Below are 21497 nucleotides of genomic sequence, written 5' to 3'. Positions count from 1 at the left end.
AAAATTGCCATCGGCCCAGGCGAGCCGCTAAGCTGAAGGCTACGACAATACCGCCTGTTCAGGCAGGCCTAATGAAAGGTGTCAACATGGAAAATGCAAAGCAATCATTTCAGGACGTGCTGGAGTTCGTGCGCATGAACCGTCGCAAGAACAAGCTACAGCGCGAAATTCACGATGTTGAAAAGAAAATCCGTGACAACCAGAAACGTGTGCTGCTGCTGGATAACCTGAGCGAATACATCAAGCCGGGCATGAGCGTTGAAGCGATTCAGGAGATCATCGCCAGCATGCGCAGCGACTATGAAGATCGCGTAGATGAATACATCATTAAAAACGCCGATCTGTCGAAAGAGCGTCGTGAACTGTCCAAAAAACTGAAGTCAATGGGCGTTAATAAAGTCCCAGGGCAGAATCAGTAATCTCTGCGGCCAGCGTCTGTGCTGGCCGGTTATCATCGGGTCGCGTTGCGGCCCGGTTTCGTTTTATTCACCGCCATCATCGCGCCCCGGCACGGGCCAGACACGCACCGTTTCATCAATCTTAAACGCATGAATATGCGGCTAACCAGCGTGGGCGTCAGTTCATGGCAGTAAAAGCTGTAAAAAAGTAATGTAAGTATCCCGCATAACCGGGCCATTCACATTCAGAGATCTTCCGGCATACTCAATCTGCCAACGAAGGAGATCGCTATGCGTAAGGCCCGTTTTACTGTGCATCAGATCATCGCCGTGATTAAGTCGGTTGAAGCCGGACGAACTGTTAAGGATGTCTGCCGGGAGGCCGGTATCTCTGAAGCCACTTACTACAACTGGAAGTCTAAATACGGCGGCATAGAAGTTTCTGATATTAAAAAGATAAAGGATCTTGAGGACGAGAACCGACGCCTTAAACAGATGTTTGCCGATCTCAGTCTTGAGAACCGGGTACTGAAAGATGTTATCGAAAAAAAGCTTTAAAACCAGCCTTTAAGCGTGAGCTGGTAACGCATCTGATAACGACATTCGGACTCAGTATTCGTCAGGCCTGCCGGAGTCTGAATCTGAGCAGAACGGTTTATCATTACCGCCCGGATACCACTCGTGATGAACCTGTTATTTTCGCATTACAGGCTGCCGCCGAACGGTATCCACGATATGGTTTTCCAAAGTTATTTCAGATTCTGCGGCGGCAGGGATACCAGTGGAATCATAAACGGATCCACCGTATTTACTGTCTGCTTAAGCTGAATTTTCGCCGCAAAGGTAAACAGCGTCTGCCGGTGCGTAATCCATTACCGCTGGCTACGCCGGAAGCGTTAAACCAGAGCGGGTCCGTTGATTTCATGCATGATGCCCTGATTTGCGGTCGTCGTTTTCGTACGTTCAATGTCGTTGATGACTTTAATCGTGAGGCGTTGTCGATCGAAACAGATCTGAATTTGCCAGCCCAGCGAGTGGTTCGTGTACCAGACAGGATCGCGGCCAACCGGGGATATCCCGTCATGCTTCGCATGGATAATGGCCCGGAGTTTATCTCTCTGACGCTGGCTGAATGGGCAGAGATGCATGCCGTAAAGCTGGAATTTATCAAGCCGGGGAAACCAACTCAGAATGCTTTTACAGAACGTTTTAACCGAACGTATCGTACAGAAATACTCGATTTTTATCTGTTCAGAGCCCTGAACGAAGTGCGGGAAATAACGGAAAGAGGGTGTCAGAATACAACAATGAACGCCCGCACGAATCACTGAATAACATGACACAGGAGGAATACCACCTACAACATCACAAGGCCGGGCTCTTAAAAAGTGCTTGGAACTAAAACGGGTCTATTTACAGCAGCACCTCCCATATTAATGGGAGCTGAAGCGACGATCCCTTTTCCGGTTGTCGCTGCCGCTATTATTCCTGCCATAATCGCTTCCACATAACTGAGCGGATGTTTTCCGTCAAGCTGTACGCCAGTATTAACTCCCACGCCGATTGCCATATTTACAGCCATACCTTTTATTGTGATCCCCAGCACGCTGCCGCCAAATAACAACGGAGCATCGCCAATACTGGCATTCGATTTATGATAGCCCCAGGTATTCATAATGCTCTGAGCCTTCGCCATTGCCTCTGAGTCAGGATTACGTTTGATATAATCCTGGCCTGACAACAGCCCTTTAACCAGTTCCTGCTCTGCGGCCCGCCGCTGTTCGTCCTGTTGCTGCTCCAGAGCAAGCAACACCCGACCGGCCTCACGTTTTATCACCGCCGCTTCGCACTCCAGCTCTGCCGCCGCCGTACCGATATACGCCTGGCGCTGCTTCGCGTGGTACATATCGAAGCTGTCCACGTGGAACGCCCCCGTGCTTTCGTCCAGTACCTGCACGTTCACCTTCATAACCTCCAGCAACGTGTTCTTCTGCCAGCCCCGCACCCGCCAGACACGCGGACCGGCGCGTAACAGCAGCTCGCCGGATGCAGCTATTTCACAGGCGATATTTTCAGCGGCAGGTGTCGTCTGAACCCCCGGTCGGGCAGCTAAAGAAGGGCGGGTTTCATCGCTGTCCGTCACACTTTCGGCTGCAACAACAGAGCCGCTTTTCATCCGCACCGCCGACTCCAGCGCCAGACCCAGCGCATGTTCCGGGTTACCGCTTTTCAGCGCGTAGTCATTCGCATCCAGCCCGGCCGGGAACCGCAGGACGAGCTGAAGCTGAAGTTTGAGGCGATTAAGCAGATGGACGAGGAAGAGATGAAGTCGGTGACATCGATTCTGGATGCGCTGATTTTAAAACATCAGGCCCGGCGGGTGCTGGGCCTGATTTAGCGTGATTGCAACACGATAAGACCGCTGACCACAACCAACTGACAAGGAGTTGATTATGGCTGAGCACGATACTAAGCCAGAAGTTGTCACAACTGAAGCGCCGGAGCTAAAAACCCGTCGCTATACCGTGGGTTATATCCGCGACTGGAAGACCCATAACAGGGCCACTTCCATCACGCTGAAGGGTGCCTGGCTGGATGATGCGGGGTTTGAGACCGGGACACCGCTCAGGGTGCGGGTAATGCCCGGCTGTCTGATACTGACGGCGCAGGAGCTCCCACCGGCCCCGCCGCCTGAGCCGGAGATTATGCAGACGCTCAAAAAGGTCTGTAAGCTCTCCGCCCGCAAGCAGCGGCAGGTGACGGATCTGATCGAGGTGATCAGCAAGCCGCAGCGGTAATACGGTAACTGACTGATTATAAAGTAAAATCCCGGCTAGATGGCCGGGATTTCTTTTATGATGGGCCAACCCACGTCAATTTAGACTTCAAATCGTCAGGCACTATATTAAATAACTCTTTTATATAAATAAGATGTTGATTGTAATTTGGCGATATATCCTCATTACATTTTTCAACGTAATATTTTGCTTGGTTATTTAAAAACCATATATCGTGTTCTGTAAAGTTCTTATCCAGGATAGTAACAGTCAAATTATGAACAAGTTCAGCTTCCAGATAGCAAGATAAATTCAAGCTTTTTTCTTTCTTTTCCAGTCGCTGTAGGTTTCGTATGTAAGGCAGTGCAAGCCCTAACATTTTCACGTATACTTCATTTTTATACATGTAGCCATCCTCATGATTAATATGCATAAATTCATCACTTTCTTGTCGGAATAGAAGAAGCTCCAGCCGGAGCATTTTTAGTCTGAGTCCATGAGCCATTTTGTATAAGCTTTTCAATATACGAAGCATCTCCTGTTTTTTTGTATATTTCCTGAGCTGCAACCATCCTGTGATTACCTTTAGATATATAATAATTCCCTTTACTATCAACATATCCAGCAATACGCCCTTCAGGCGCTGTGAATTTATAATTACCACTCACCATATCGTTTTTAAGCTGATCCACCTGTTGTGGATTCCGTAATCCAACTTGCATACTTTTTATTGCGAATGGAATGCCACCTTGGGATAAGTTGGTTACGGTAGCTTTTGCTAGTTGTACTAAATCCTTTGCCAGTAACCCACCCGAAACCAACATGGCCTGATTTTCCGGATCTGAGGCAAATACCGCAAATTTCGTCCAGGTCGGGCTATTAACATCAATATTCGCCAGATCCTGACCGTTCCACTGCTGAACATAGGCTTTAGCCTCATCACTGGTCATCACATCCGCGCCAATGTTGCCAAGCCAGCCCGGACGATTCGCCATATCCGAACCACCCTGAGCCACTTCCTTATCAACAACCACGGCTTCCAGCGGGTTATCTTTCAGCTTCTGATCGGTTTCTGCGCTTTGCTTGTCGCTGACCTGTTTCCATTTATCGATAACCGCCTGGCAGTCGCCACCAGATTTACGGCAGTCCGACAGCTCTTTATCAAAGGTCAGTGCCTGCGTTGAACTCAACGAGTTATTCTCAACCGTCGTTTTACCCGCCTGTGCGCCGGCCAGTGCAGAGGAGGTACTGTTTCCGGTCAGCCCACCCGCTATACCTGATGCAATGGTCGCCAGGGAACTGATGGTCTGTTTCTCACTTTCGCTCAGTTCGCTGACAGGCTTACCGTATATCTCCAGGGCTATCATCCCCGCCAGTTCACCGGTAGCCGCACCCGCCGCACCGGCCAGCGCATTCTGGCCCTGCATAGAGGCCAGTACGGCATTTGCCACGGCATGGGCGGCCACTTTACTCATGCCCTCAAGGCCGGACTGATGCCCAATAACCTCAGCAAGGTAGGGGGCTGCCGCGCCCGCAATCGCCGCATTTATGTCACCACCGGCCACGCCCTGTACGGCAGCGGTGACTGCCTGAATGGCCTGTTGTGTCCGTCCACCGGTTCCGTTTGAGGATTCATTCATCGCATTATTATATGCCGTCTGGTAAATCTGGCTGGCGATGTCCTCTTCTGTTATCCCGGTTTTCCCCTGTTTCTCCAGTGCCGCAATCGCGGCACTGCGGTCGTCATCCGTGATATTCTTCATTTTTTCCTGCGCCGCTTTTGTTGCTGAGACAGCGCCTTCAGTACGCGCAATATCGCTTACCTGCGTACCGATTTCGCTGATGAGCTGCGATTCCTGTATTTTCTGCCGCTCTTTTTCCCTGTCAAATATCTGACCGATACTGCCGCTGGCATTCGCCGTGTCACGGGACAGGTCATCCACGTTCTGTTGCTGGCTGTCCTTGTCCCGGATGATAATGTTACCACCGCTGATGGCGGATGAGGTGGTACCTTCTGCGCTGCCGCTGCTGTTTCCGCCGCTGAGCATGCTGTTTGCCATATTTCCTGCAAACTGACCGCCGGTGCTGCCGCCTGTGCTCATCCCGACGCTCTGGTGCTCAACTTTGTATTCAGCTTCGTTGTGAATATCGCTCCAGCCCAGGGTGCCGGTCTCCAGACGGTTTTTGTCTTCCGTTGCCGAAGATGCAATGACCGCACCGTCCAGCCGGGTGTGCCCGCCGGCTTTAATATCAAAGCCGCCGCTGCCCGCCGTTATCCCGCTTTGTTCATTAACGGACTGATAATTACTGTCCATCTTGTCCCGGCTGGCGTTGATACTGGCCGAACCGGACATGGAGCCGATATTAAAACTGCCGCCCGCGCTGATATTCTGCTGTTTGCTGTGGTAGCTGTCGGTGTCCTGTTCGCTGCGGATGGTCAGGTCACGCCCGATATCTGCCGTCACGCTCTCACCGCTGACCTGTGCCCCGATAAGATTTGCATCACGCCCGCTGATGAGGGTCAGGTTATTCCCCGCATCCAGCGTGGTCTCGGTATGGGTGGTGCCATTACCTTTCTCGCTGCCTTTACCGGCATTGATGCTGGCCGAAACATTAATTCCCCAGCCACCGGAGCCTGCACCGACACCCACGCCGACACTACCGTCCTTGCTTTTGTTTTTACCGTCAAGCTTCGAGGTGTTTTCTGCTGAAATCAGGCTGACATCCCGGCTGGCTGACAGAAGGGCATCATTACCGGCACTGACCTGGCTGCCCTGTATCAGGATATTTCCGTCCTGGCCTTTCTGCCCGTTACCGGTGGCGGTAACCGCGCCCCTGCTGACCAGAACGACTCCGTTTTCCCGAACCGTCAGGCGATACGAAGACGAAATGTTCACAAAACAAAACCGATATTTATCAGACCGTCACCGACAACATCATTAAGGCGCTGGAGTCCGGTGTTAAGCCGTGGAAATGCAACGGCCATATCACCGGCATAGGGTTATTCATACTGGCAAGAATGCGTGCGGCATAATCTGCCGACCACTTTTTATTACTTTTATGCCAGCTCAGAGCCACGGTCTCAAAGACTTTTTCCGGCGAGCGAGCAGCCCTTTCGGCGATACGCTGTTGAACAGGGTTAATGTTCTGCGCCAGCAGCTTGCGGATACCGTCGCGCTGTTGCCGTGCGCCAGACAGGGATACATCGGGATAAGCACTTAAACCAAGGCGGGATTCTTTACCGTTAATTCGATACTTAAGATACCAGAGACGTGAGCCGCCGGGATTGACCAGCAGATACAGGCCGTGAGCATCGGAGACTTTAAAGGATTTTTCAGGAGGTTTGAGACTGCGAATTTTCGTGTCGTTAAGAGACATATGGTGGTCACTCCATAATCGAACTGAAATGACCCCAGATCAGACCACCAATTTTTCCCGATGCGGAGGGTAAACTGAAAATGTATCGGGAATATAAAAAGCAAAAAGCCCGCTAAAAAGCGGGCTTCTCTAAATATGGCTCCTCTGACTGGACTCGAACCAGTGACATACGGATTAACAGTCCGCCGTTCTACCGACTGAACTACAGAGGAATCGTGTGAACGGGGCGCATAATATCGAGGGCACCAGAGCTTGTCAAAGCCTGTTTCGCAAAAAGCGATTGAGTGCTGAAGAAAACAGCAGTCCGCCGCTATCTTAACCTTTCTAAGCGGCGTGCTGGTGTTCACAAAGGTGATTATGGCTATGAGAGTGGTTTAAAAGCGAGGCGAAAGGAGCAACCATAACGCAGGTAAAGGCGGCGCTGATTATGTTATGGCGCGATCTGCTGTAACCGCGGGCTGGCGCTGTCTGCTTTGCTGCCTTTAGCAGGCAGCGTGTATTATTCCTTTCAGCAATGCGAGCGTTAAACCGGTGTATCACAGCGCCGTAAATAGCGCAGCGTGGCGGTGACGGCCAGCTGACGATTACGCTTAATGCTTTCCGCCTCGCTGTTGTCAGGACTGAACAGCGCATTAAAGGTATAGCGGTTTGAGACATGATGAACACAGATACTGCTGATCAGCCGATGCACATCAATGGTATTTACATCGTGATGGAACAGGCCAGCCTGCTGCCCGCGTGACAAAATATCATCCAGCACATCCAGCGCGCTGCGGTTAAGCGCTTTGATGCGCGGCGACTGGCTAATATAGCGGCCGCGCAGCAGGTTTTCACTACAGACCAGGCGCATAAAATCAGCATGGGTAGCGTGATAATCAAAGCTTTCTTCTACCAGCCGGGTAAGCGCTTCTTCCGGCGGCATTTCGCGTAAATTTAGTCCGGTTTCATGCTCGCGAATCTGCTGATAAACCTGTTCCAGCACGGCAATATAGAGGTTCTCTTTATTGCCGAAGTGGTAAACCACCATTCGTTTGGTAGTCTGCGCATTGCCTGCAATCTGTTCCAGCCGTGCGCCTTGCATACCATATTCAGCAAAGGATTTTAGCGCGCTTTCAAGGATACGTTTTTTCAGTCCTTCAGGATCGTTCTTGCGTTTTGCCTGTTCAGCCATATCGGGGCCATTCCTGTTAACTAAGCCGCGGGCAGGGTAGCCTGTTGATTGGTTAAACACAACGTATCAGCGGCTTTGCTGGATGACTTCTACGGCAAAGGGGTATTTTTTCAACAATCGTTGACGCAGCAGCATATTAAGGGCGATTTTTATCATAATGACCTGGTGCGACGCACTTATTTTTGGCTGTAAAAAACGACGGTTAATAATGATATGTTTAAAACAGCCATTTTTATTCAAGCAGTTAAATCACTTTTCCAGAAAAATCCTAAGCTATACGGTGCCAATTTAAATCAGACCGTAAAAGTTAATAATTCTTATTTTGCTTAAGCCCGTTTCTTTATTTAGCAGACACCTTATGATTAAACCTGTCAGACCAGGGTAACTAAATTATGATCGTCTAACACCATATATCAAAAATACTTATAACAGGCAGGGTGCTATGTCTTTTACTGCTAATATTGATCCGAATAAGGTGCCACAGTTATTAGAAAGCATGGAAAACCAGGGTTATGCCGTACTGGAGAACGCCGTCACTGATGAAGGACTCGCACGGTTTCGTTACTGGATTGACGAGATCAGCGCAGGGGCTGGAAAGGGGTATCATGCTATTTTTGGCGACGTGGAAAAAATCGATCACACGCCGCTGGCAGAGCTAAGCGAAAGCGCTGATTTTCGTCAGCTTATGCAGTTAATGGCAGAAAAATCGCTGGGACGTCGGTTAGCCGATCAAAATATTCTGGCCGTCCTGCGCTGCGTGCAGGGAGAAAGCGGAAAGAAGAAATCAAACACTTTTCATTATGATGCCAGCGTTATTACCGCGCTGCTGCCGATTGAAATTCCTCAGGAAGGTGAGGCACGCGGGGATTTAATTTTGTTTCCTAACCTGCGGCGTTTTCGTTCCAGCGTGTTATTTAACGTGCTGGAAAAAACCCTGATGCAAAACAGGCTGTCGCGTTATCTGTTAACTAAAGCAATCAAACACCGGCTGGTTAAACCGATGACGCTTTATTTACAGCCGGGCAATATCTATTTCTTTCACGGCTATCGCTCTTTCCATGCTAACGGCACCTGCGATCCCGCCTTTCGCCGGGCGACGGCGCTGTTTCACTTTGGCGATCCGCATTATGGCAGCGCGCTGACCCGTTCAATCATCAAAGTTAACCGACTGCTGGCGAAGTAGTACCGCGCTGAGATTACCAGGCTGGCTCAGCCGCTGCGCCAGCGATTAGCCATGTGGTGAGACATTAAGATAATGAACCTCACTTTCAATGCGCCCATCATCATAAAAGCGAAAAGTACGCCAGCCGGGGCCCAGCCCGGCGGTTTGCTGGTCAGCTTCTCCGGCAACAAACTGTACGCAGGTAGAAGGCGTGGCGAAAAATTCCGTGCCCTGACAGGTGCGCTGTGATGCCTGATGGACGTGGCCGTGGATCACCGCCCGAACATTTTGCGCGCTACGTATCGTCTGCAGGAAGGCCGCGCCGTTACGCAAAATATAGCGGTCGATCCAGCGGCTTTGCAGCGGCAGCACATGATGATGCAGAAAAATCGCCGCGTGCTTATCCCGATGCTGCGCCAGCAGCTGCGTGAGGCGATCCAGTTCATGAGGCGGAATTTCACCGTCATCTGCATGCTCCCGGTGGCTGTTCAGCAGCAGGAAAACCCAGCGTTCGGTAACGCACACCTGCGCCGCGCTAAAGGCGGCCAGCCTCTCTCTGAGCAGCACGGGATCATCGTGATTGCCGGGAATGCAAAAAGCGCTCTCGAGCTGATGCTGCTGTAAAAGGTGGGCGAAATGGCGATAGGATGCAGGCGAGGCATCTTCGGAAATATCGCCGGTAACCATCAGATAATCCCGGTGCTGACGGGAAATTACCGTCAGCACCTCGGCCAGCGTCTGCTGCGGGTTGACGCCTTTCAGCATAAAGTCTTCGGTAGCGCCGAGATGGCAATCTGTTATCTGCACCACTTCGATGGCGTCCGGGCTTTTTCCGCTTACTGCATCCTGTGGGCTACTCACGTTTTTTTCGCGCCGAAAAGAAAATTATTGATGGTAGCAAGCACAATGATCGCGCAGCCGATAACCGACAGATTTGACCACAGCAGCCGGGCATCAAATCCCTGAAACAGCAGCGTCATCAGCGGTCCAAGCGAAAGCAGTACCGAAACCGTAAAGGGCGTCGACAGAATAATGCCTTTTTGCAATAGCCAAAGCGGCAGCAAAATGCCAAAAACGGAAACCAGCGCAATAGCGGTGACATTGCCAAACGAGCTGACCAGTAATCCTGGTCCGTTTAGCGCCATGCAGGCGGCCACCAGCGTTAACAGATAAAAGCGATGCGCCATAATCTGGCTGGCATTCCAGTTTTGCTTAGCAAGCTGCTTGGTGGATAGCGTAGTGATAACCTGCCCGATGCCGCCAATAAAGGCGGCAGACAGCCCAATCAGCACGTCCTGATAACTGACGTTTTGTATGGCGGACCGATCGGAAATCGAGGCCCAGGCGAGAACCACGGTGCCGATAATAATCCCGGCGGAGGTCACGATCTGGTTAGCCCGCAGAAGACGCAGCGTAATAAAGCTGGTCGCGACAATAAACAGCGGCCCGATGCAGCCCATCAGCGCGCTCACGATCGCCGGTTCAATAAATTTCAGCGCGTAGTAATAGCCAATCCAGCTGATAGCGCTGGCAATATTTAACGTAATCAAACTGGCAAACGAGGCGCGCGGGATTTTTAGCGCGCTGCGGCCATGCTGCAGGCTGAGCCTGGCGAAGAAAAACAGGCCGGTAATTAAAAAGCCCCAAAACAGCAGAGTAAAAGGGTGAACCGACTGCAGCAGCCAGCCAGAAACCACCGCATTGGCATTGGCCATTACCAGAAAGGCAAGAACCAGAATCGCGCCCAGTTTACGTGTATCCATGTTTTCTTCCTGCTCCAATAATTCAGCGGTCAGCTTTTTTCCGCAGCGGTTTCAGTTTCGAATTCGATGGCAATCGCGGAAAACAGACGTGAAGCCAGATTGATCGCCTCATCCTGCGTCGAGCCGGTTACGCCGATATAGCCGAAAATATCATTTCCTTCCGGCGGACGGCGATTAAGGTCACCCGCTTTTTGCAGCAGCCCAAGGTTAAACAGATCGGGATGATGGGCTACCTGCTCAGGAATGTGGATGCTTTTTATTTTTCCCGGTTCGCAAAGCATCGTCAGGCCAACGGCTACGCGGCCGGTTGCGGTCATCGGCATCTCATCAAGCGGCTGTCCGGCGGCGATGCGCAGGGCGGCGGTGACCGGACAATAGCCATAGCTAAGCCGCGCCATTTTATACAGGCTGCCGCCGCCTATGCGCGCTGCAATCTCCAGGATAAACGGGCGGCCGTGGTGAAAGCGGAATTCCGCATGCACCACGCCATGCGTAATTCCCTGCGCCTCAACGCCCGCCTGCAACGCCTGCTGCAGTGAGGCCATTTGAGCCGGGTTTAATGTGGTTGGCGTGCGGTAAAGGTCGTTATCGAAAATCTCCAGTTCGGCGGCGATACGGTCGGCCACCGCGCCGATATGTGCTTTCCCGTCACGCACCCAAGCCTCTACGCAATGCTCTGAACCCGAAAGATAGCCCTCGACCAGCATCGAATTAGGGCCAAGATCGATGCCCTGCGCCTCGTGCTGGCAGTAGGAGTAATTCCGATTCGCTTCGCGCACCTGAGAAAAGCGCTGACGCAGACTGACGGCATCGCGAATCAGATAAACGTGTTCGGCATTGCCGCCCAGCGTAGGCTTCACAATAACCGGGTAGCCGATCGTTTCTGCTGTCTGCAGCGCCTGCTCAACATTATCGCAGAGCTGGAAAGGAGGATGCGGCGCGTTATGCTGCTGATGAGCCAGGCGCATATCATATTTATTGCGGCTTTTTCGCGCGCTGGTCAACGTCAGACCTGGCAGAGAAAGCGCTTCGCCAACGGCGGCGGTAGCAATAACCGATGCCTCATCCGTGGTAATAATGGCATCAAAGCCGATTTCTGCATGCCAGGCCTGTGCAGCGGTAATTACCGTCTCGATAGATTGATCTGCGATCGTACGAAGGCCGTAAAAATGAGGGCAGGGCGCGATTTTTGGTGACGAGGTGAGGTAATAAATATCCGCGCCGTTCTCACGAAATATCTCATAGCGACTGTGGAATACCTCGCCGCGCGTGGTCACTTCAATATTAAGCAGCTTCATTTTTATTATGCCTTCAGGTTAAGCAGAGTCAGTAAATCGGCAAGCTGAGGCAAAAAATGCGCCTCAGATATGTCATATTTGATTAAATCATCGGGCTTAAATTTACCGGAGCCTACCAGCATCGCGTTAAGTCCGATATTTCTCGCGCCGGCAATATCAGTAGATACATCATCGCCAATCACCACAACCTGCTTGCTGTCCAGCTTCATCGAGGCGATGGCGCTGTTAAACAGCACCGGTGATGGCTTACCTGTGACTACCGCGCGCCGTTCGGTGGCGGACTCTAAAGCCAGCGTAAATGCGCCGCTGTCGAGCCAGGTTTTCCCCTCGCTAAAATACCAGGGATTACGATGAAAAACGATCAGCTGTGCGCCATTACGAATAAAATTAAAGACCTTATTCAGCAGGGCATAATTAAAGTCGTTATCGAGATCGCCCATTATTACAAATTCAGGTTTATCTTCATTAATGCTGACAAAAGAGAACAGACCGCGGATATTTTCCGGCACTGCCAGATAACCTTGCGCCGTCGGGTAGTGAACGCTGAGATAATGCAGGCAGGCGGTAACGGAGGTTTGTATTTCATTTTCAGCAATAGTAAAGCCGAGGCGATTCAGGCTTTCGGCCAGCTGAGCGGCGCTTCTGCTGGTAGTATTACTGACAAAGCGCAGGGCAAAACCGGCTTCTTTCAGGCGATTAACGGTGGCAACCGCCCCGGGAAGCGCGTTGCCGTGTAGGATAAGCGTGCCGTCAATATCAAAAATAAATCCTTTCGGCAGCGTGTAGGGTTTCATCATTTTTTATCCGTCACGGTTATAAAAATATCATCAGCGCCGCATAAACCAGCATAAAGGCGGAAAATATATGCTGATAAAATTGTTCATTCAGCGATTTAAACAGCCTGTTCCCCACCAGTAAATAGACGGCAGCGGCAGCCGTGCAACAGGCGAAGGTAGTGGCGTTAAGATTTAATGCATTAACATAATGCAGCGTACCGAGTTGTACAATACCAAAAAGAAGATAACCAGTGACAATACAGCCCAGTACATCCTGCTTCATTTGATGGCGCGTTACCGCATAGGCTGAAAGTAAACTGCCGCCCATATTTGATAAGCCATGTACACATCCCATTACCAGTAAATATTTACGTGAATTATTTTCAATAATCCGGCGCAGGTAACCGGAAATACGCGACGAGAAACGCGACACGGCGGTAAAAATAAGAACCGCTGCAATCAGGCTGCGCAGATTAACTTTGTAATGGCTGATAAAAGTCCAGGCCAGCGCCAGCACTAATATCGGCAGACAGAACGTTAACAGATCCACGGCGAAGCGTTTTTGCTGTCGTTCCTGCCTGAAAAGTTGAATGGCGCTGATGGTCAACGAGGGCGGCAATAATATCGACAGCACCGCCGCAAACGGATAGCCCATTAACAACAATGTTGGCGTACCGAATACCAGCAGCCCCATGCCGAAAACCGACTGGATAATTGAAAACGCCGCTACGATAAGAATAAGCTGTACGTCCATTTACGCCTCCAGCATGAAATGATGAATTTCGTACATTTCCATAACGGGCTGAGGTTTATCGATATTGGCCGTCAACAGCGTACCGCGTAGCCAGGAATGCGAACTGAAGCCGCAATGATCGCCCGCCTTGCTGCTGGAGGTAACATAACTATCCGCCGCACACGCCTTGACCCGAACGCCGTCAGGCGGTAGCAGAAATAGCGAGTTGCTAAAACCCTGCTGGGCAGAGCAGTAGTCCAACGTATCAATCTCACAACCGCTGAAGCCCGCCTCGGCAAAGAAGGCGATAATCTCACGCCGTAGCAGTTCGCCATCCGCCGTCGGACGCAGCATCAGGGTGCCATTTTCTGCCGGATGCAGGGCCGCCTGGGTTTCGTCCCAGTTAACGGTGCCGTTAGCGTTGAAGGCCAGCCAGCCGCGATCGGCCAGATACTGGTTAAGATAACAGGCGTGAAAAATCGGCTGCATGCCGTGATCGGAATTGATCGCCAGCCGTTCGTCCGTCGAACGGGCGAATAAAGTCGCTGAGCAGGCGCGGCGCTTCGTTACGCCAGCACAGCGTATTAAGACTGCGTTCAATGCGGGCTAAATCGTCGGTGAGAAAGGCACCGGAAGTAATGGCGATATGCTGCTCCGCCTCATCGATCTCTGCCTTGGCCTGGCAAAAATTAGCCAGCCAAAGGTTAAGATGAGCTTCAGTAACCAGCGTCATTTCCGGCACCGGAAAGCGTGCAGAAAGTGCAGCAATATATTTATATTTGCCGGGCAACGTGGCCTTCTCTCCGGTTATTTTACTCATAGCGGTACCTCGCAATCGCGGATTTTCTGTTGCAGGCCGAGACCTTTTTTTATTTTTTGTTCAAAGTCGATATGAATTCTGGATGCAAGCGGCCCACTGGCATGCTGATATTTTCCGTGATACAGCTCAATTTCGCCGGAAACATGCCAGAACATCATTTGCCCAATATTCATGCCGTAATAAACCTTAACCGGATGAATGCAAAAAAGCTGGATTGTCCATTTGCCAATAAAACCAATATCCCCCAGCGGCGCAGAGAGATTAATAAACATGCCCATGCGTGCGACGGATGAACGTGCTGCATAGGTAGGCACAAATTGGGTGCTGCCCATGGTTTCAATAGTTTCTGCCAGGTAAAGCCTGCGCGGCTGAAGAATAATGCCATCATCGTTTACGGTGAGCGTGTCTACCGGATTTTCTTGTGCCGGATCGATTAATTCATTGGTATATACTTTCATCTGACGTCCCAGACGAAAGTTATAGCTGTTAGGGTTAATATTCTCCGGCAGAAAGGGCGAGATAACGATCTCTTTGCTCTCTACTCTTTTTTCTATTTCTTTACCTGTCAGGATCATAGCGGCTCTGGCCTCAGGGTTGGAAGTCTTGATGAATTCTGGTGGCAATAACATCTTCCGACCCTTGATAGCGGCCCTCATAGCTGGAAAGATCGCCGAAGTTTTGCCAAAAACAAATTTTGCCTATCTTCATGCCGGGGTAAACCATAATGGGTTGGGCCACAATAATTTCCAGCGTCCAGTTAATTACCGCGCCGGTATGCCCAAGCGGCGCGCTGGTTTGAATAAACATGCCGCATGCAGCGGTGGAAAAATTTGCATAAAGTTCGCTGGCGCAAATACGGCTGCCCATTTTTTCATGGGTTGCGGCCAGATAAAAATGGTCTGGGTCAAGCCGGTAGCCCGTTTCCGGTATTTTTATACGCCGATGCTCCTGAGGAATATGCGGATCGACGACGCTGCTGTAATATTCAATAAGGGTATGACCTAAATGAAATGAATAGGAATTAACGTCCAGATAGCTCTCATCAAAAGGCGTAATTTCTATATCACCTGACTTAACCAGTTGCTTTATTTTTTTCGCGGCGATTATCATCTTTTATATTCTCTGGCATAAAAGCGGTGCACAACGGGCGCATTTTTTAATCATGTTTAAAGAAGGCATTTCTGCTTGCCTTTATGCCTGCTTAACTTCTGGATTAATGATGCCTTTACTTAAACAAAACTAATGTCATAAGAGCATGTGACTAATTTTTTGTCAAGAATGCAAATTCAGGTTATGTGAATAAAAATGATTTATAATTATGAGCTAATTATTAAAACAGTTAATGAGGGAAATTTTATGTTTATATTCAATTGGTTATAATTTAGAAAATTCGTTTAAAATAAAGTCACTTGTTGTTTATGCGTGGTTATGCATAAAAATTGCTTATGACTGAAATGGCGATTAGCCGAAATTCCTTCCGCTACGTTAGTAAATTTAATGAGGAAATACTGAAGAAGTGATGTTAGATGAACGAAACTGCTGCACTGTCGGGAATGACCTGAGCTTTATCCGAATTTAATGTCTGTTAACTATGCAGTGTTATTGCCGTTGCTTATAGACAAGTAAATAGTTCGATTTATTGTTAACTGTTAGTGTCAATAACAAGGTTCTGGCCAGGCTCTGTTAACTCTGACCCGCTCCCCGTAGGTGATCCATTCATAATCAGGAATATCCGGCTTCATTCTGGCTGCATATGCTGGCAACCGGCAGATTTTTCGGCAAATTCGGAGGGTGTCATCCAGCCCAGTGCAGAATGGGGACGACTCTGGTTATAGTGTAGGCGCCAGGCCTCGATTTTGCACCGTGCATCCTCCAGAGACATGAACCAGTTCTCATTCAGACATTCCTGCCGTAACCTGCCGTTGAAGGACTCCACCGTAGCATTGTCCGTTGGTGTTCCCGGGCGTGAGAAGTCGATCCTAATCCTTCTTTCATACACCCACTTGTCCAGCATTTTCCCTGCAAATTCAGAACCATTATCGGTTTTCAGCAACTGAGGTAAAGGACGTCTGAGCGCTATACCGTTCAGCATTTCTGCCACTTCTGTTGAACGCAGATTCTGCCCCACGCAGATCCCCAGGCATTCGCGGGTATACAGGTCTATAACCGTCAGCAGGCGCAGTCGCCTTCCGTCAAACAGCGCATCAGAGACAAAATCCATGCCCCAGACGTGATTCGGATACAGACCCTGAGGCTGCGGTTGTCGGCGCTGTGCGGATTCATTGCGGCGTGGCCGTTTGAGGCGCAGCGACAGCCCCTGCTCACAGTAGAGGCGATAGATTCTTTTGTGATTATCGCGCCAGCCCTCACGCCGGAGCATCACGTGTACCCGGCGAGATCCGTAGTGAATTCGCGTTTCAGTGATCTCACGGATACGCTGGCGCAGTGCACTGTCATCAGCAGCAACAGAACGATACCTGAACGAACTGCGGCTGAGCCGTAGCGCAAAACAGATTTGTCTTTCGCTGGCACCGTATCGGGCCTGTAAATCCCTGACCCATTCGCGCAGTCGTGCCAGCGTCAGCTCTTTTTTGCCAGCACGTCCTGCAGCATTGCCTTGTCGAGGCTGAGATCGGCAACCAGCCTCTTCAGTCGCAGATTTTCCTCTTCCAGTTGGCGCATATGTTTGAGTTCAGAAGGGGAAATTCCGCCGTATTTCTTACGCCACGTGTAAAAAGTGGCATCGGAGATGCCCAGTTTGCGGCAGACATCCGGTACGGAAGTACCCAGCTCAGCCTGCTTCAGGGCAAAGACAATCTGCTCTTCGGTGAATCGTGACTTTTTCATCGGCACAACCTCTGTTCAGGGGAGTGGTAATCATGCCGGAATTCTGTTTCTGAATGGAGCAGGATTTTGGGGCAGGTCAAATGAATATTGATGTTATATAAAAAGGATATATCCCCTTGCAGAGGGGTAATTAAAAAAAGAATGGTTTAACGATGAAGGAGAATTTCTTGGCATGGAGTTGAATGTTATAATAAATTGGTTATTCTTGCTTTTATTTTTATATAAATGGAAATTATTTGAATGATAAATTTTCAATCTTTTTTATAAAAAAGTATTTTACTATTGTATTTAATAATGTAGCTACAATTGTAGCTACTGTTTTAAATGCTCGTGTTATAACACGGTTTTTATTATCATGAGAAGTACCACTGTTTTAAATTTTAAAGTCTTTTAAATTAATTATTTCAGAATTAAGTTCACCTTTGTTTTTAAATGTTTTGTGTATTTTTGAATTTGGCCATGCTAGAGATATTGCTGAAATGATTTCGTCTATAGAAGATTGGTAAATATAGTTACCATTAAAAGGCAACAGCGACTCTATAAATACTATAGCAGATTTTGTTTTATTTGTAATGACAGAGTCAAGGCTTTGCTTATGAGACCATTTTCGGGCATGAGCTATATTTTTCTCATCAATAAACGAGACCTCACCAGCAAGAAGTTTTGTTTTCTCTCCAGAAAACGAGGTATATGTTTCAATACCATTAGAAAATTTAATAGTTAAATTACCATTAATACATTCAGCATCTAATACCGCAATAGGCAAGGCGAGCTTCACTGAAAATGAATTACATAATAATACCAAGGGATGAAGATGGCTAGGGATTTCTCCTTTGGTTCTCAATCTTCTAAGGAGTGATTCTGGCGCAATACGAAATTTTGTAGGGTCAACCCCGACTTTACGATAAGCTTCGCGCCAGAGTGATATCGAATGGAAAGAACTTTCTTTACCAATTTGAGCTAGGTTTTTTAATGCATACTCGATATTATCATTGATGATATTATCGAAATTTGCATCTTTATCAAGTCCATCTATATATATACAATGTGTACACAACTCGGGAAATAATGAGGTAAGGTGAGGGTCATATTTAATTGAAATAAGCATGATTACATCAGTCCTTTTTTCATTAATTGCAAAGTAGTTAATTCCTCTATTATTACGCTATAAATTTTCCTGACGAATTGCTCATTTCCATTATTGTTGGAAGCTATTTTAGCTACGCGATCCAATACTTTTTTTACACGATGTTTTGCCTGGACAGACGATATGCTATTATCTTTTAAATCAGCAATAGCTAAGGCAACATTCATCCGCTGGGTCAATAGAACAACAAGTTTTTCATCTAATTCATCAATTTCTTTTCTGAGTGACTCAAGACTCTTTGTATTCACTGTATACCTCATCGAGATTGAAAAAACGTTTAAAATAATTAGTAAGCTTGTATGGTGATGTTAAGTCAAAAATAATTGATTCAGTTATTGATTCTTTGTCATCAAGATATCCTTTTAGTTGGGAGGGGTCCATGTTCCAGCCCGGTAAACGAACAATATTCATATCTCTAGATGGTTGAAAACGGGTAGAAAAAGCCCAAAATATGTCCTCTGGAGAATAAATGTCAATATCATTGTCGACTAAATAAATGTGCTTACAAAGTGGATGTATGGAAAGTATGAATTTTTGAATGTCACATAAAGGAATGCAATCCAGTTTCTTTTCTATTTTAAGTATTAATACAAGTTGTCCTCCGCCAAAAGAGGGGTAATGGGCATCGATTAGGTTAAATAAAGAAAAGAATTTTTCACGTAATTTTATCTTAATGTCAATTTCAGTGGATATAGATAGTAATTCAGATTGTTCTTTTCCTGGTCCCATGAACGTTTGATAAATAGGATTTTCTTTATGATATATTCCGGTTATGTTTATAACAGGAAGCTCTTTTTTTCCTTCACCCATATAACCTATAAACTCAGGCATTGATAAATTATTTAGCCCTAAATTGCACTCATCAATAACATTGGAAGTTATTTCACCTTCAATGACAATTTCACTGTCGGCATAGCAATACGCATTATTTTGAGTCTTAGCTTTCGTCAGTAATACTGGATACCCAGTTAGTCCACCAATTTTCTCTAATTTGCTTTCATTTTCTTGAAGGAAATTTGATGATAAAGATGTTAGTAAATAATAAATAGGGGGTATCCCGATATTTATTGTAACAGGAAGGGTTTTATTATTCTTTAAAGCATTATGATAACACTCAAAAAGAAACCCTGTTGGCCTCATAGCTAGAGCAAGTTGGTTTTCATTAATAACTTTCAATCTATGTATGGAACTGCTAATTTTTTGGCTTTCTATATGTTGAGCACAAATTACACCTGATGTAATGTATGCTCCTGCATCATATGAAGTTAATTTTAATATCGGTAATTTATTAAGGCTGCAATCAATTTTATGTTGATGGCATGCGGCTTCATCGATCACGTCAGGAGGTATCAGAGAATAAGTGTTTAAAGGTTTTAAACAATATTCATCTATAATTTTTTGGTTGATAATTCGGTTGCCAAATAAACCAATTAATACAGGAATACTGTATTCCTTACATTCATACATAAACATATTTTCATGCCCTGTTCGGGAAGAACCCGGAACAGTTGCAATAATATTGTTATAATGTTCAGAAATTTCTAGTCTAGGTGATAATGGTGAATTATGAAAGCATGGAGATATTCCCCATGCAGACAATTTGCTCAACACTGAGCGTAGATCATTTTTCATCATGAAGCCGTCTTGCTTAAAACAAAATCAACATCCTTATCTCCTCGGCCGGATAAATTGACAATTATTGATTTGTCATTACCTAATTTCCGGGCATTTTTTATCGCCCATGCGACGGCATGAGCACTTTCAAGAGCAGGGATGATCCCTTCTTTTCGAGAAAGAGAAAAGAAGGCGTCAAGGCACTCGTCATCAGTAATTGTATGATATTCAACACGTCCGATGTCGCGAAGGTAACAGTGCTGAGGGCCTACACCTGGGTAGTCAAGTCCCGATGCGATTGAATAGGTATCAGAAGGGTTACCATTTTCATCTTGCAAATATAGGCATTTAAAACCATGCAAAGAACCGAATTTACCTTTAGTTAACGTTGCTGCATGTTTGTCAGTTTGTAACCCTTTTCCAGATGGTTCTACACCAATTAATTGAACTTCGTGATCGGATAAAAAGCTATTGAAGATGCCCATTGAATTTGAACCCCCACCTACGCAGGCTACTACTGCGGAAGGTAGAGTATTCGTTAACTCACTAAACTGCTGTTTGGCTTCTTGACCTACGATTGACTGAAAGTACTGAACTATCTCTGGGAATGGGGCAGGCCCAACGACAGAACCAATGGCGTAAAAGTTGTTCTTTAAATCTGTGACATATGAATTGAACGCGCTATCTACGGCTTCTTTTAAAGTTGCACTACCTGCTGTTACAGGTATAACATTACAACCTAACACTTTCATTTTATTTACATTTGGTTTTTCTTTTTCGATATCAACTTGGCCCATGTGTATTTCACATTCAATACCCATTAAGGCACATACAGTAGCGAGTGCAACACCATGTTGTCCTGCCCCAGTTTCAGCTAATACTTTCTTTTTGCCCATTTTTTTTGCGAGCAAGACTTCACCGATACAATGATTTATTTTATGTGCACCAGTGTGATTCAAATCTTCACGTTTTAGAAAAATTTTTGCCCCGCCAGCGTGTTCTGACAATCGTTTTGCAAAATACAAAGGACTGGGGCGACCAATATAAAAACGCTTAAGTTCTATCATTTCATCATGGAATTTAACGTCTTTAATTATATTATGGAAAGCATCTCTGATTTTATTCATTGCTGAGCGAAGTTCTGGGTTTTCAGCCTCTCCACCGTAAATGCCATAAAGTCCATTTCCATCAGGTTCAACAATTAACTTTTTATTTTTATAATTCATCATCGTTATCCTTTTAACATTTATCATCAACAACAAAAACAGTAGTTATCGAGTTTTCATCCCCTTTGGATCTGTGTGGGATGCCATCTGGTATTGAAAAAAAATCACCCTGTTGGCATTTATGTTCTTGGCCATCAATAATGATGGTGAAACTCCCTGACAAGACATACCCTTGATGGCCGATGAGACAGAGGTTTTCTTCGTCAAAACCTGCCGGTAATTCTAAAAGTCTTAACCGCTTATTGTTTGAAGAAAAAATCTTTACGCGGCCCTCTGCGCCTGGCTTTGACCATTTATCCCATGGTTCGCTTGGTGCATTAAATACGACTTTCTCGTAGCTTTGTGTGGCCATAAAATCTCCTTTTTATCAATCAGATTGAACAATTA

At 47.3% G+C, this 21497-nt stretch carries 20 protein-coding genes, 1 tRNA gene and 6 pseudogenes; 6 read left to right on the top strand and 21 right to left on the bottom strand.

All coding sequences use genetic code 11. The features are described 5' to 3' along the window. Window positions 1-86 precede the first annotated feature (86 nt). Together COO59_RS16485 and COO59_RS16480 are read left to right on the top strand one after the other, a co-directional pair. The gene (locus COO59_RS16485; protein ID WP_103060845.1) at window positions 87-419 is read left to right on the top strand and encodes a DUF496 family protein; all 333 of its coding nucleotides are present in this window, start codon (window positions 87-89) and stop codon (window positions 417-419) included. 270 nt (window positions 420-689) lie between these two features. Then, window positions 690-1800: pseudogene (locus tag COO59_RS16480) on the top strand (IS3 family transposase). Here COO59_RS16480 and COO59_RS21670 read toward each other — a convergent pair. After that, window positions 1801-2169 (bottom strand): annotated as a pseudogene (locus COO59_RS21670) (VENN motif pre-toxin domain-containing protein); the annotation flags it as partial. A gap of 489 nt (window positions 2170-2658) precedes the next feature. Here COO59_RS21670 and COO59_RS16470 point away from each other — a divergent pair. Continuing rightward, a pseudogene (locus COO59_RS16470) lies at window positions 2659-2796 on the top strand (helix-turn-helix domain-containing protein); the annotation flags it as partial. A gap of 55 nt (window positions 2797-2851) precedes the next feature. Next, on the top strand, window positions 2852-3196 hold the full coding sequence (locus COO59_RS16465; RefSeq protein WP_103060836.1) for a SymE family type I addiction module toxin: 345 nt from the start codon (window positions 2852-2854) through the stop codon (window positions 3194-3196). A 55-nt stretch (window positions 3197-3251) separates the two neighbouring features. On the opposite strand, the gene COO59_RS16460 is transcribed toward COO59_RS16465, so the two are convergent. After that, window positions 3252-3581 carry a zinc ABC transporter substrate-binding protein gene (locus COO59_RS16460; RefSeq protein ID WP_103060844.1) on the bottom strand — a complete coding sequence of 110 codons (330 nt, stop codon included), beginning with the start codon at window positions 3579-3581 and terminating at the stop codon, window positions 3252-3254. Between the two features lie 34 nt (window positions 3582-3615). Continuing rightward, a pseudogene (locus tag COO59_RS16455) lies at window positions 3616-6006 on the bottom strand (hemagglutinin repeat-containing protein); the annotation flags it as partial. A gap of 32 nt (window positions 6007-6038) precedes the next feature. On the opposite strand from COO59_RS16455, the pseudogene COO59_RS21310 reads away from it, so the two are divergent. Then, window positions 6039-6152: pseudogene (locus COO59_RS21310) on the top strand (ArdC-like ssDNA-binding domain-containing protein); the annotation flags it as partial. On the opposite strand, the pseudogene COO59_RS16445 reads toward COO59_RS21310, so the two are convergent. From COO59_RS16445 to COO59_RS16435, 3 genes and pseudogenes are all read right to left on the bottom strand, one after another. Beyond that, a pseudogene (locus tag COO59_RS16445) lies at window positions 6113-6553 on the bottom strand (Arm DNA-binding domain-containing protein); the annotation flags it as partial. The pseudogenes COO59_RS21310 and COO59_RS16445 overlap by 40 nt on opposite strands. A gap of 136 nt (window positions 6554-6689) precedes the next feature. After that, window positions 6690-6765 (bottom strand) — tRNA-Asn (locus COO59_RS16440). Window positions 6766-7076: 311 nt separating this feature from the next. Beyond that, window positions 7077-7724 (bottom strand): TetR/AcrR family transcriptional regulator, encoded by a 648-nt coding sequence (locus COO59_RS16435; RefSeq protein ID WP_103060834.1) that lies wholly within the window; start codon window positions 7722-7724, stop codon window positions 7077-7079. 442 nt (window positions 7725-8166) lie between these two features. Between COO59_RS16435 and COO59_RS16430 the strand changes: the two genes are divergently transcribed. Continuing rightward, window positions 8167-8907, top strand: a complete 741-nt coding sequence (locus COO59_RS16430) for a hypothetical protein (protein WP_103060833.1) — start codon at window positions 8167-8169, stop codon at window positions 8905-8907. A 45-nt stretch (window positions 8908-8952) separates the two neighbouring features. Here the strand turns inward: COO59_RS16430 and COO59_RS16425 are convergent, their stop codons facing one another. The 15 genes from COO59_RS16425 to COO59_RS16355 all read right to left on the bottom strand — a co-directional run bounded on the left by COO59_RS16425 (window position 8953) and on the right by COO59_RS16355 (window position 21462). Beyond that, on the bottom strand, window positions 8953-9747 hold the full coding sequence (locus tag COO59_RS16425; protein ID WP_133158616.1) for a metallophosphoesterase: 795 nt from the start codon (window positions 9745-9747) through the stop codon (window positions 8953-8955). Next, complete coding sequence (locus COO59_RS16420) at window positions 9744-10649, bottom strand: DMT family transporter (RefSeq protein WP_103060831.1); 906 nt, start codon at window positions 10647-10649, stop codon at window positions 9744-9746. Before COO59_RS16420 ends, COO59_RS16425 begins: the two co-directional genes overlap by 4 nt. Before the next feature lie 29 nt (window positions 10650-10678). Then, complete coding sequence (locus COO59_RS16415; protein ID WP_103060830.1) at window positions 10679-11947, bottom strand: ATP-grasp domain-containing protein; 1269 nt, start codon at window positions 11945-11947, stop codon at window positions 10679-10681. A gap of 5 nt (window positions 11948-11952) precedes the next feature. Then, window positions 11953-12744: an HAD-IIA family hydrolase gene (locus COO59_RS16410; protein WP_103060829.1), complete on the bottom strand. Its 792-nt coding sequence runs from the start codon at window positions 12742-12744 to the stop codon at window positions 11953-11955. Between the two features lie 16 nt (window positions 12745-12760). Further along, window positions 12761-13477 (bottom strand): TSUP family transporter, encoded by a 717-nt coding sequence (locus COO59_RS16405; protein ID WP_103060828.1) that lies wholly within the window; start codon window positions 13475-13477, stop codon window positions 12761-12763. Continuing rightward, window positions 13478-13945, bottom strand: coding sequence for a hypothetical protein (locus COO59_RS16400; protein ID WP_103060827.1), 468 nt, complete (start codon window positions 13943-13945; stop codon window positions 13478-13480). Further along, complete coding sequence (locus COO59_RS16395; RefSeq protein WP_103060826.1) at window positions 13914-14276, bottom strand: hypothetical protein; 363 nt, start codon at window positions 14274-14276, stop codon at window positions 13914-13916. The genes COO59_RS16400 and COO59_RS16395 overlap by 32 nt, the downstream gene beginning before the upstream one ends. Next, window positions 14273-14932 carry a dCTP deaminase gene (dcd, locus tag COO59_RS16390; protein WP_205960882.1) on the bottom strand — a complete coding sequence of 220 codons (660 nt, stop codon included), beginning with the start codon at window positions 14930-14932 and terminating at the stop codon, window positions 14273-14275. The genes COO59_RS16395 and dcd overlap by 4 nt, the downstream gene beginning before the upstream one ends. Then, window positions 14865-15386: a dCTP deaminase gene (locus COO59_RS16385; RefSeq protein ID WP_103060824.1), complete on the bottom strand. Its 522-nt coding sequence runs from the start codon at window positions 15384-15386 to the stop codon at window positions 14865-14867. The genes dcd and COO59_RS16385 overlap by 68 nt, the downstream gene beginning before the upstream one ends. 628 nt (window positions 15387-16014) lie before the next feature. Continuing rightward, window positions 16015-17123 (bottom strand): IS3 family transposase gene (locus COO59_RS16380; protein WP_409371633.1). Its coding sequence is split into 2 segments (ribosomal slippage): window positions 16015-16862 and window positions 16862-17123, totalling 1110 coding nucleotides; the frame shifts between segments, so codons are not numbered across the junction. A gap of 373 nt (window positions 17124-17496) precedes the next feature. Further along, window positions 17497-18231 carry a B3/B4 domain-containing protein gene (locus COO59_RS16375; protein ID WP_103060823.1) on the bottom strand — a complete coding sequence of 245 codons (735 nt, stop codon included), beginning with the start codon at window positions 18229-18231 and terminating at the stop codon, window positions 17497-17499. A 2-nt stretch (window positions 18232-18233) separates the two neighbouring features. Beyond that, the gene (locus COO59_RS16370; protein ID WP_165786534.1) at window positions 18234-18518 is read right to left on the bottom strand and encodes a chorismate mutase; all 285 of its coding nucleotides are present in this window, start codon (window positions 18516-18518) and stop codon (window positions 18234-18236) included. Then, the gene (locus COO59_RS16365; RefSeq protein ID WP_103060821.1) at window positions 18499-19905 is read right to left on the bottom strand and encodes a UbiD family decarboxylase; all 1407 of its coding nucleotides are present in this window, start codon (window positions 19903-19905) and stop codon (window positions 18499-18501) included. Before COO59_RS16365 ends, COO59_RS16370 begins: the two co-directional genes overlap by 20 nt. Then, window positions 19902-21113: a tryptophan synthase subunit beta gene (gene trpB / locus COO59_RS16360; RefSeq protein ID WP_103060820.1), complete on the bottom strand. Its 1212-nt coding sequence runs from the start codon at window positions 21111-21113 to the stop codon at window positions 19902-19904. The genes COO59_RS16365 and trpB overlap by 4 nt, the downstream gene beginning before the upstream one ends. A 10-nt stretch (window positions 21114-21123) precedes the next feature. Then, a complete protein-coding gene (locus COO59_RS16355; protein ID WP_103060819.1) occupies window positions 21124-21462 on the bottom strand; it encodes a cupin domain-containing protein in 339 nt (112 codons plus the stop codon). Window positions 21463-21497: the final 35 nt, after the last annotated feature.

The organism is Mixta theicola (assembly GCF_002895925.1).
Classification (GTDB): Bacteria; Pseudomonadota; Gammaproteobacteria; order Enterobacterales; family Enterobacteriaceae; genus Mixta; species Mixta theicola.
The sequence above is the reverse complement of the archived record's forward strand: the minus strand, read 5'-3'. Positions and strand labels throughout refer to the sequence as shown.

Excerpts from the sequence above, each read along its gene's own strand:
- COO59_RS16435 (WP_103060834.1), bottom strand. The coding sequence starts at position 7,724 with ATGGCTGAACAGGCAAAACGCAAGAACGATCCTGAAGGACTGAAAAAA.
- COO59_RS16405 (WP_103060828.1), bottom strand. The coding sequence starts at position 13,477 with ATGGACGTACAGCTTATTCTTATCGTAGCGGCGTTTTCAATTATCCAG.
- COO59_RS16375 (WP_103060823.1), bottom strand. The coding sequence starts at position 18,231 with ATGCTTATTTCAATTAAATATGACCCTCACCTTACCTCATTATTTCCC.
- COO59_RS16460 (WP_103060844.1), bottom strand. The coding sequence starts at position 3,581 with ATGTATAAAAATGAAGTATACGTGAAAATGTTAGGGCTTGCACTGCCT.
- trpB (WP_103060820.1), bottom strand. The coding sequence starts at position 21,113 with ATGATGAATTATAAAAATAAAAAGTTAATTGTTGAACCTGATGGAAAT.
- COO59_RS16385 (WP_103060824.1), bottom strand. The coding sequence starts at position 15,386 with ATGATAATCGCCGCGAAAAAAATAAAGCAACTGGTTAAGTCAGGTGAT.
- COO59_RS16465 (WP_103060836.1), top strand. The coding sequence starts at position 2,852 with ATGGCTGAGCACGATACTAAGCCAGAAGTTGTCACAACTGAAGCGCCG.
- COO59_RS16420 (WP_103060831.1), bottom strand. The coding sequence starts at position 10,649 with ATGGATACACGTAAACTGGGCGCGATTCTGGTTCTTGCCTTTCTGGTA.
- COO59_RS16395 (WP_103060826.1), bottom strand. The coding sequence starts at position 14,276 with ATGAGTAAAATAACCGGAGAGAAGGCCACGTTGCCCGGCAAATATAAA.
- COO59_RS16485 (WP_103060845.1), top strand. The coding sequence starts at position 87 with ATGGAAAATGCAAAGCAATCATTTCAGGACGTGCTGGAGTTCGTGCGC.
- dcd (WP_205960882.1), bottom strand. The coding sequence starts at position 14,932 with ATGAGGGCCGCTATCAAGGGTCGGAAGATGTTATTGCCACCAGAATTC.
- COO59_RS16410 (WP_103060829.1), bottom strand. The coding sequence starts at position 12,744 with ATGATGAAACCCTACACGCTGCCGAAAGGATTTATTTTTGATATTGAC.
- COO59_RS16355 (WP_103060819.1), bottom strand. The coding sequence starts at position 21,462 with ATGGCCACACAAAGCTACGAGAAAGTCGTATTTAATGCACCAAGCGAA.
- COO59_RS16415 (WP_103060830.1), bottom strand. The coding sequence starts at position 11,947 with ATGAAGCTGCTTAATATTGAAGTGACCACGCGCGGCGAGGTATTCCAC.
- COO59_RS16400 (WP_103060827.1), bottom strand. The coding sequence starts at position 13,945 with ATGCAGCCGATTTTTCACGCCTGTTATCTTAACCAGTATCTGGCCGAT.
- COO59_RS16365 (WP_103060821.1), bottom strand. The coding sequence starts at position 19,905 with ATGATGAAAAATGATCTACGCTCAGTGTTGAGCAAATTGTCTGCATGG.
- COO59_RS16430 (WP_103060833.1), top strand. The coding sequence starts at position 8,167 with ATGTCTTTTACTGCTAATATTGATCCGAATAAGGTGCCACAGTTATTA.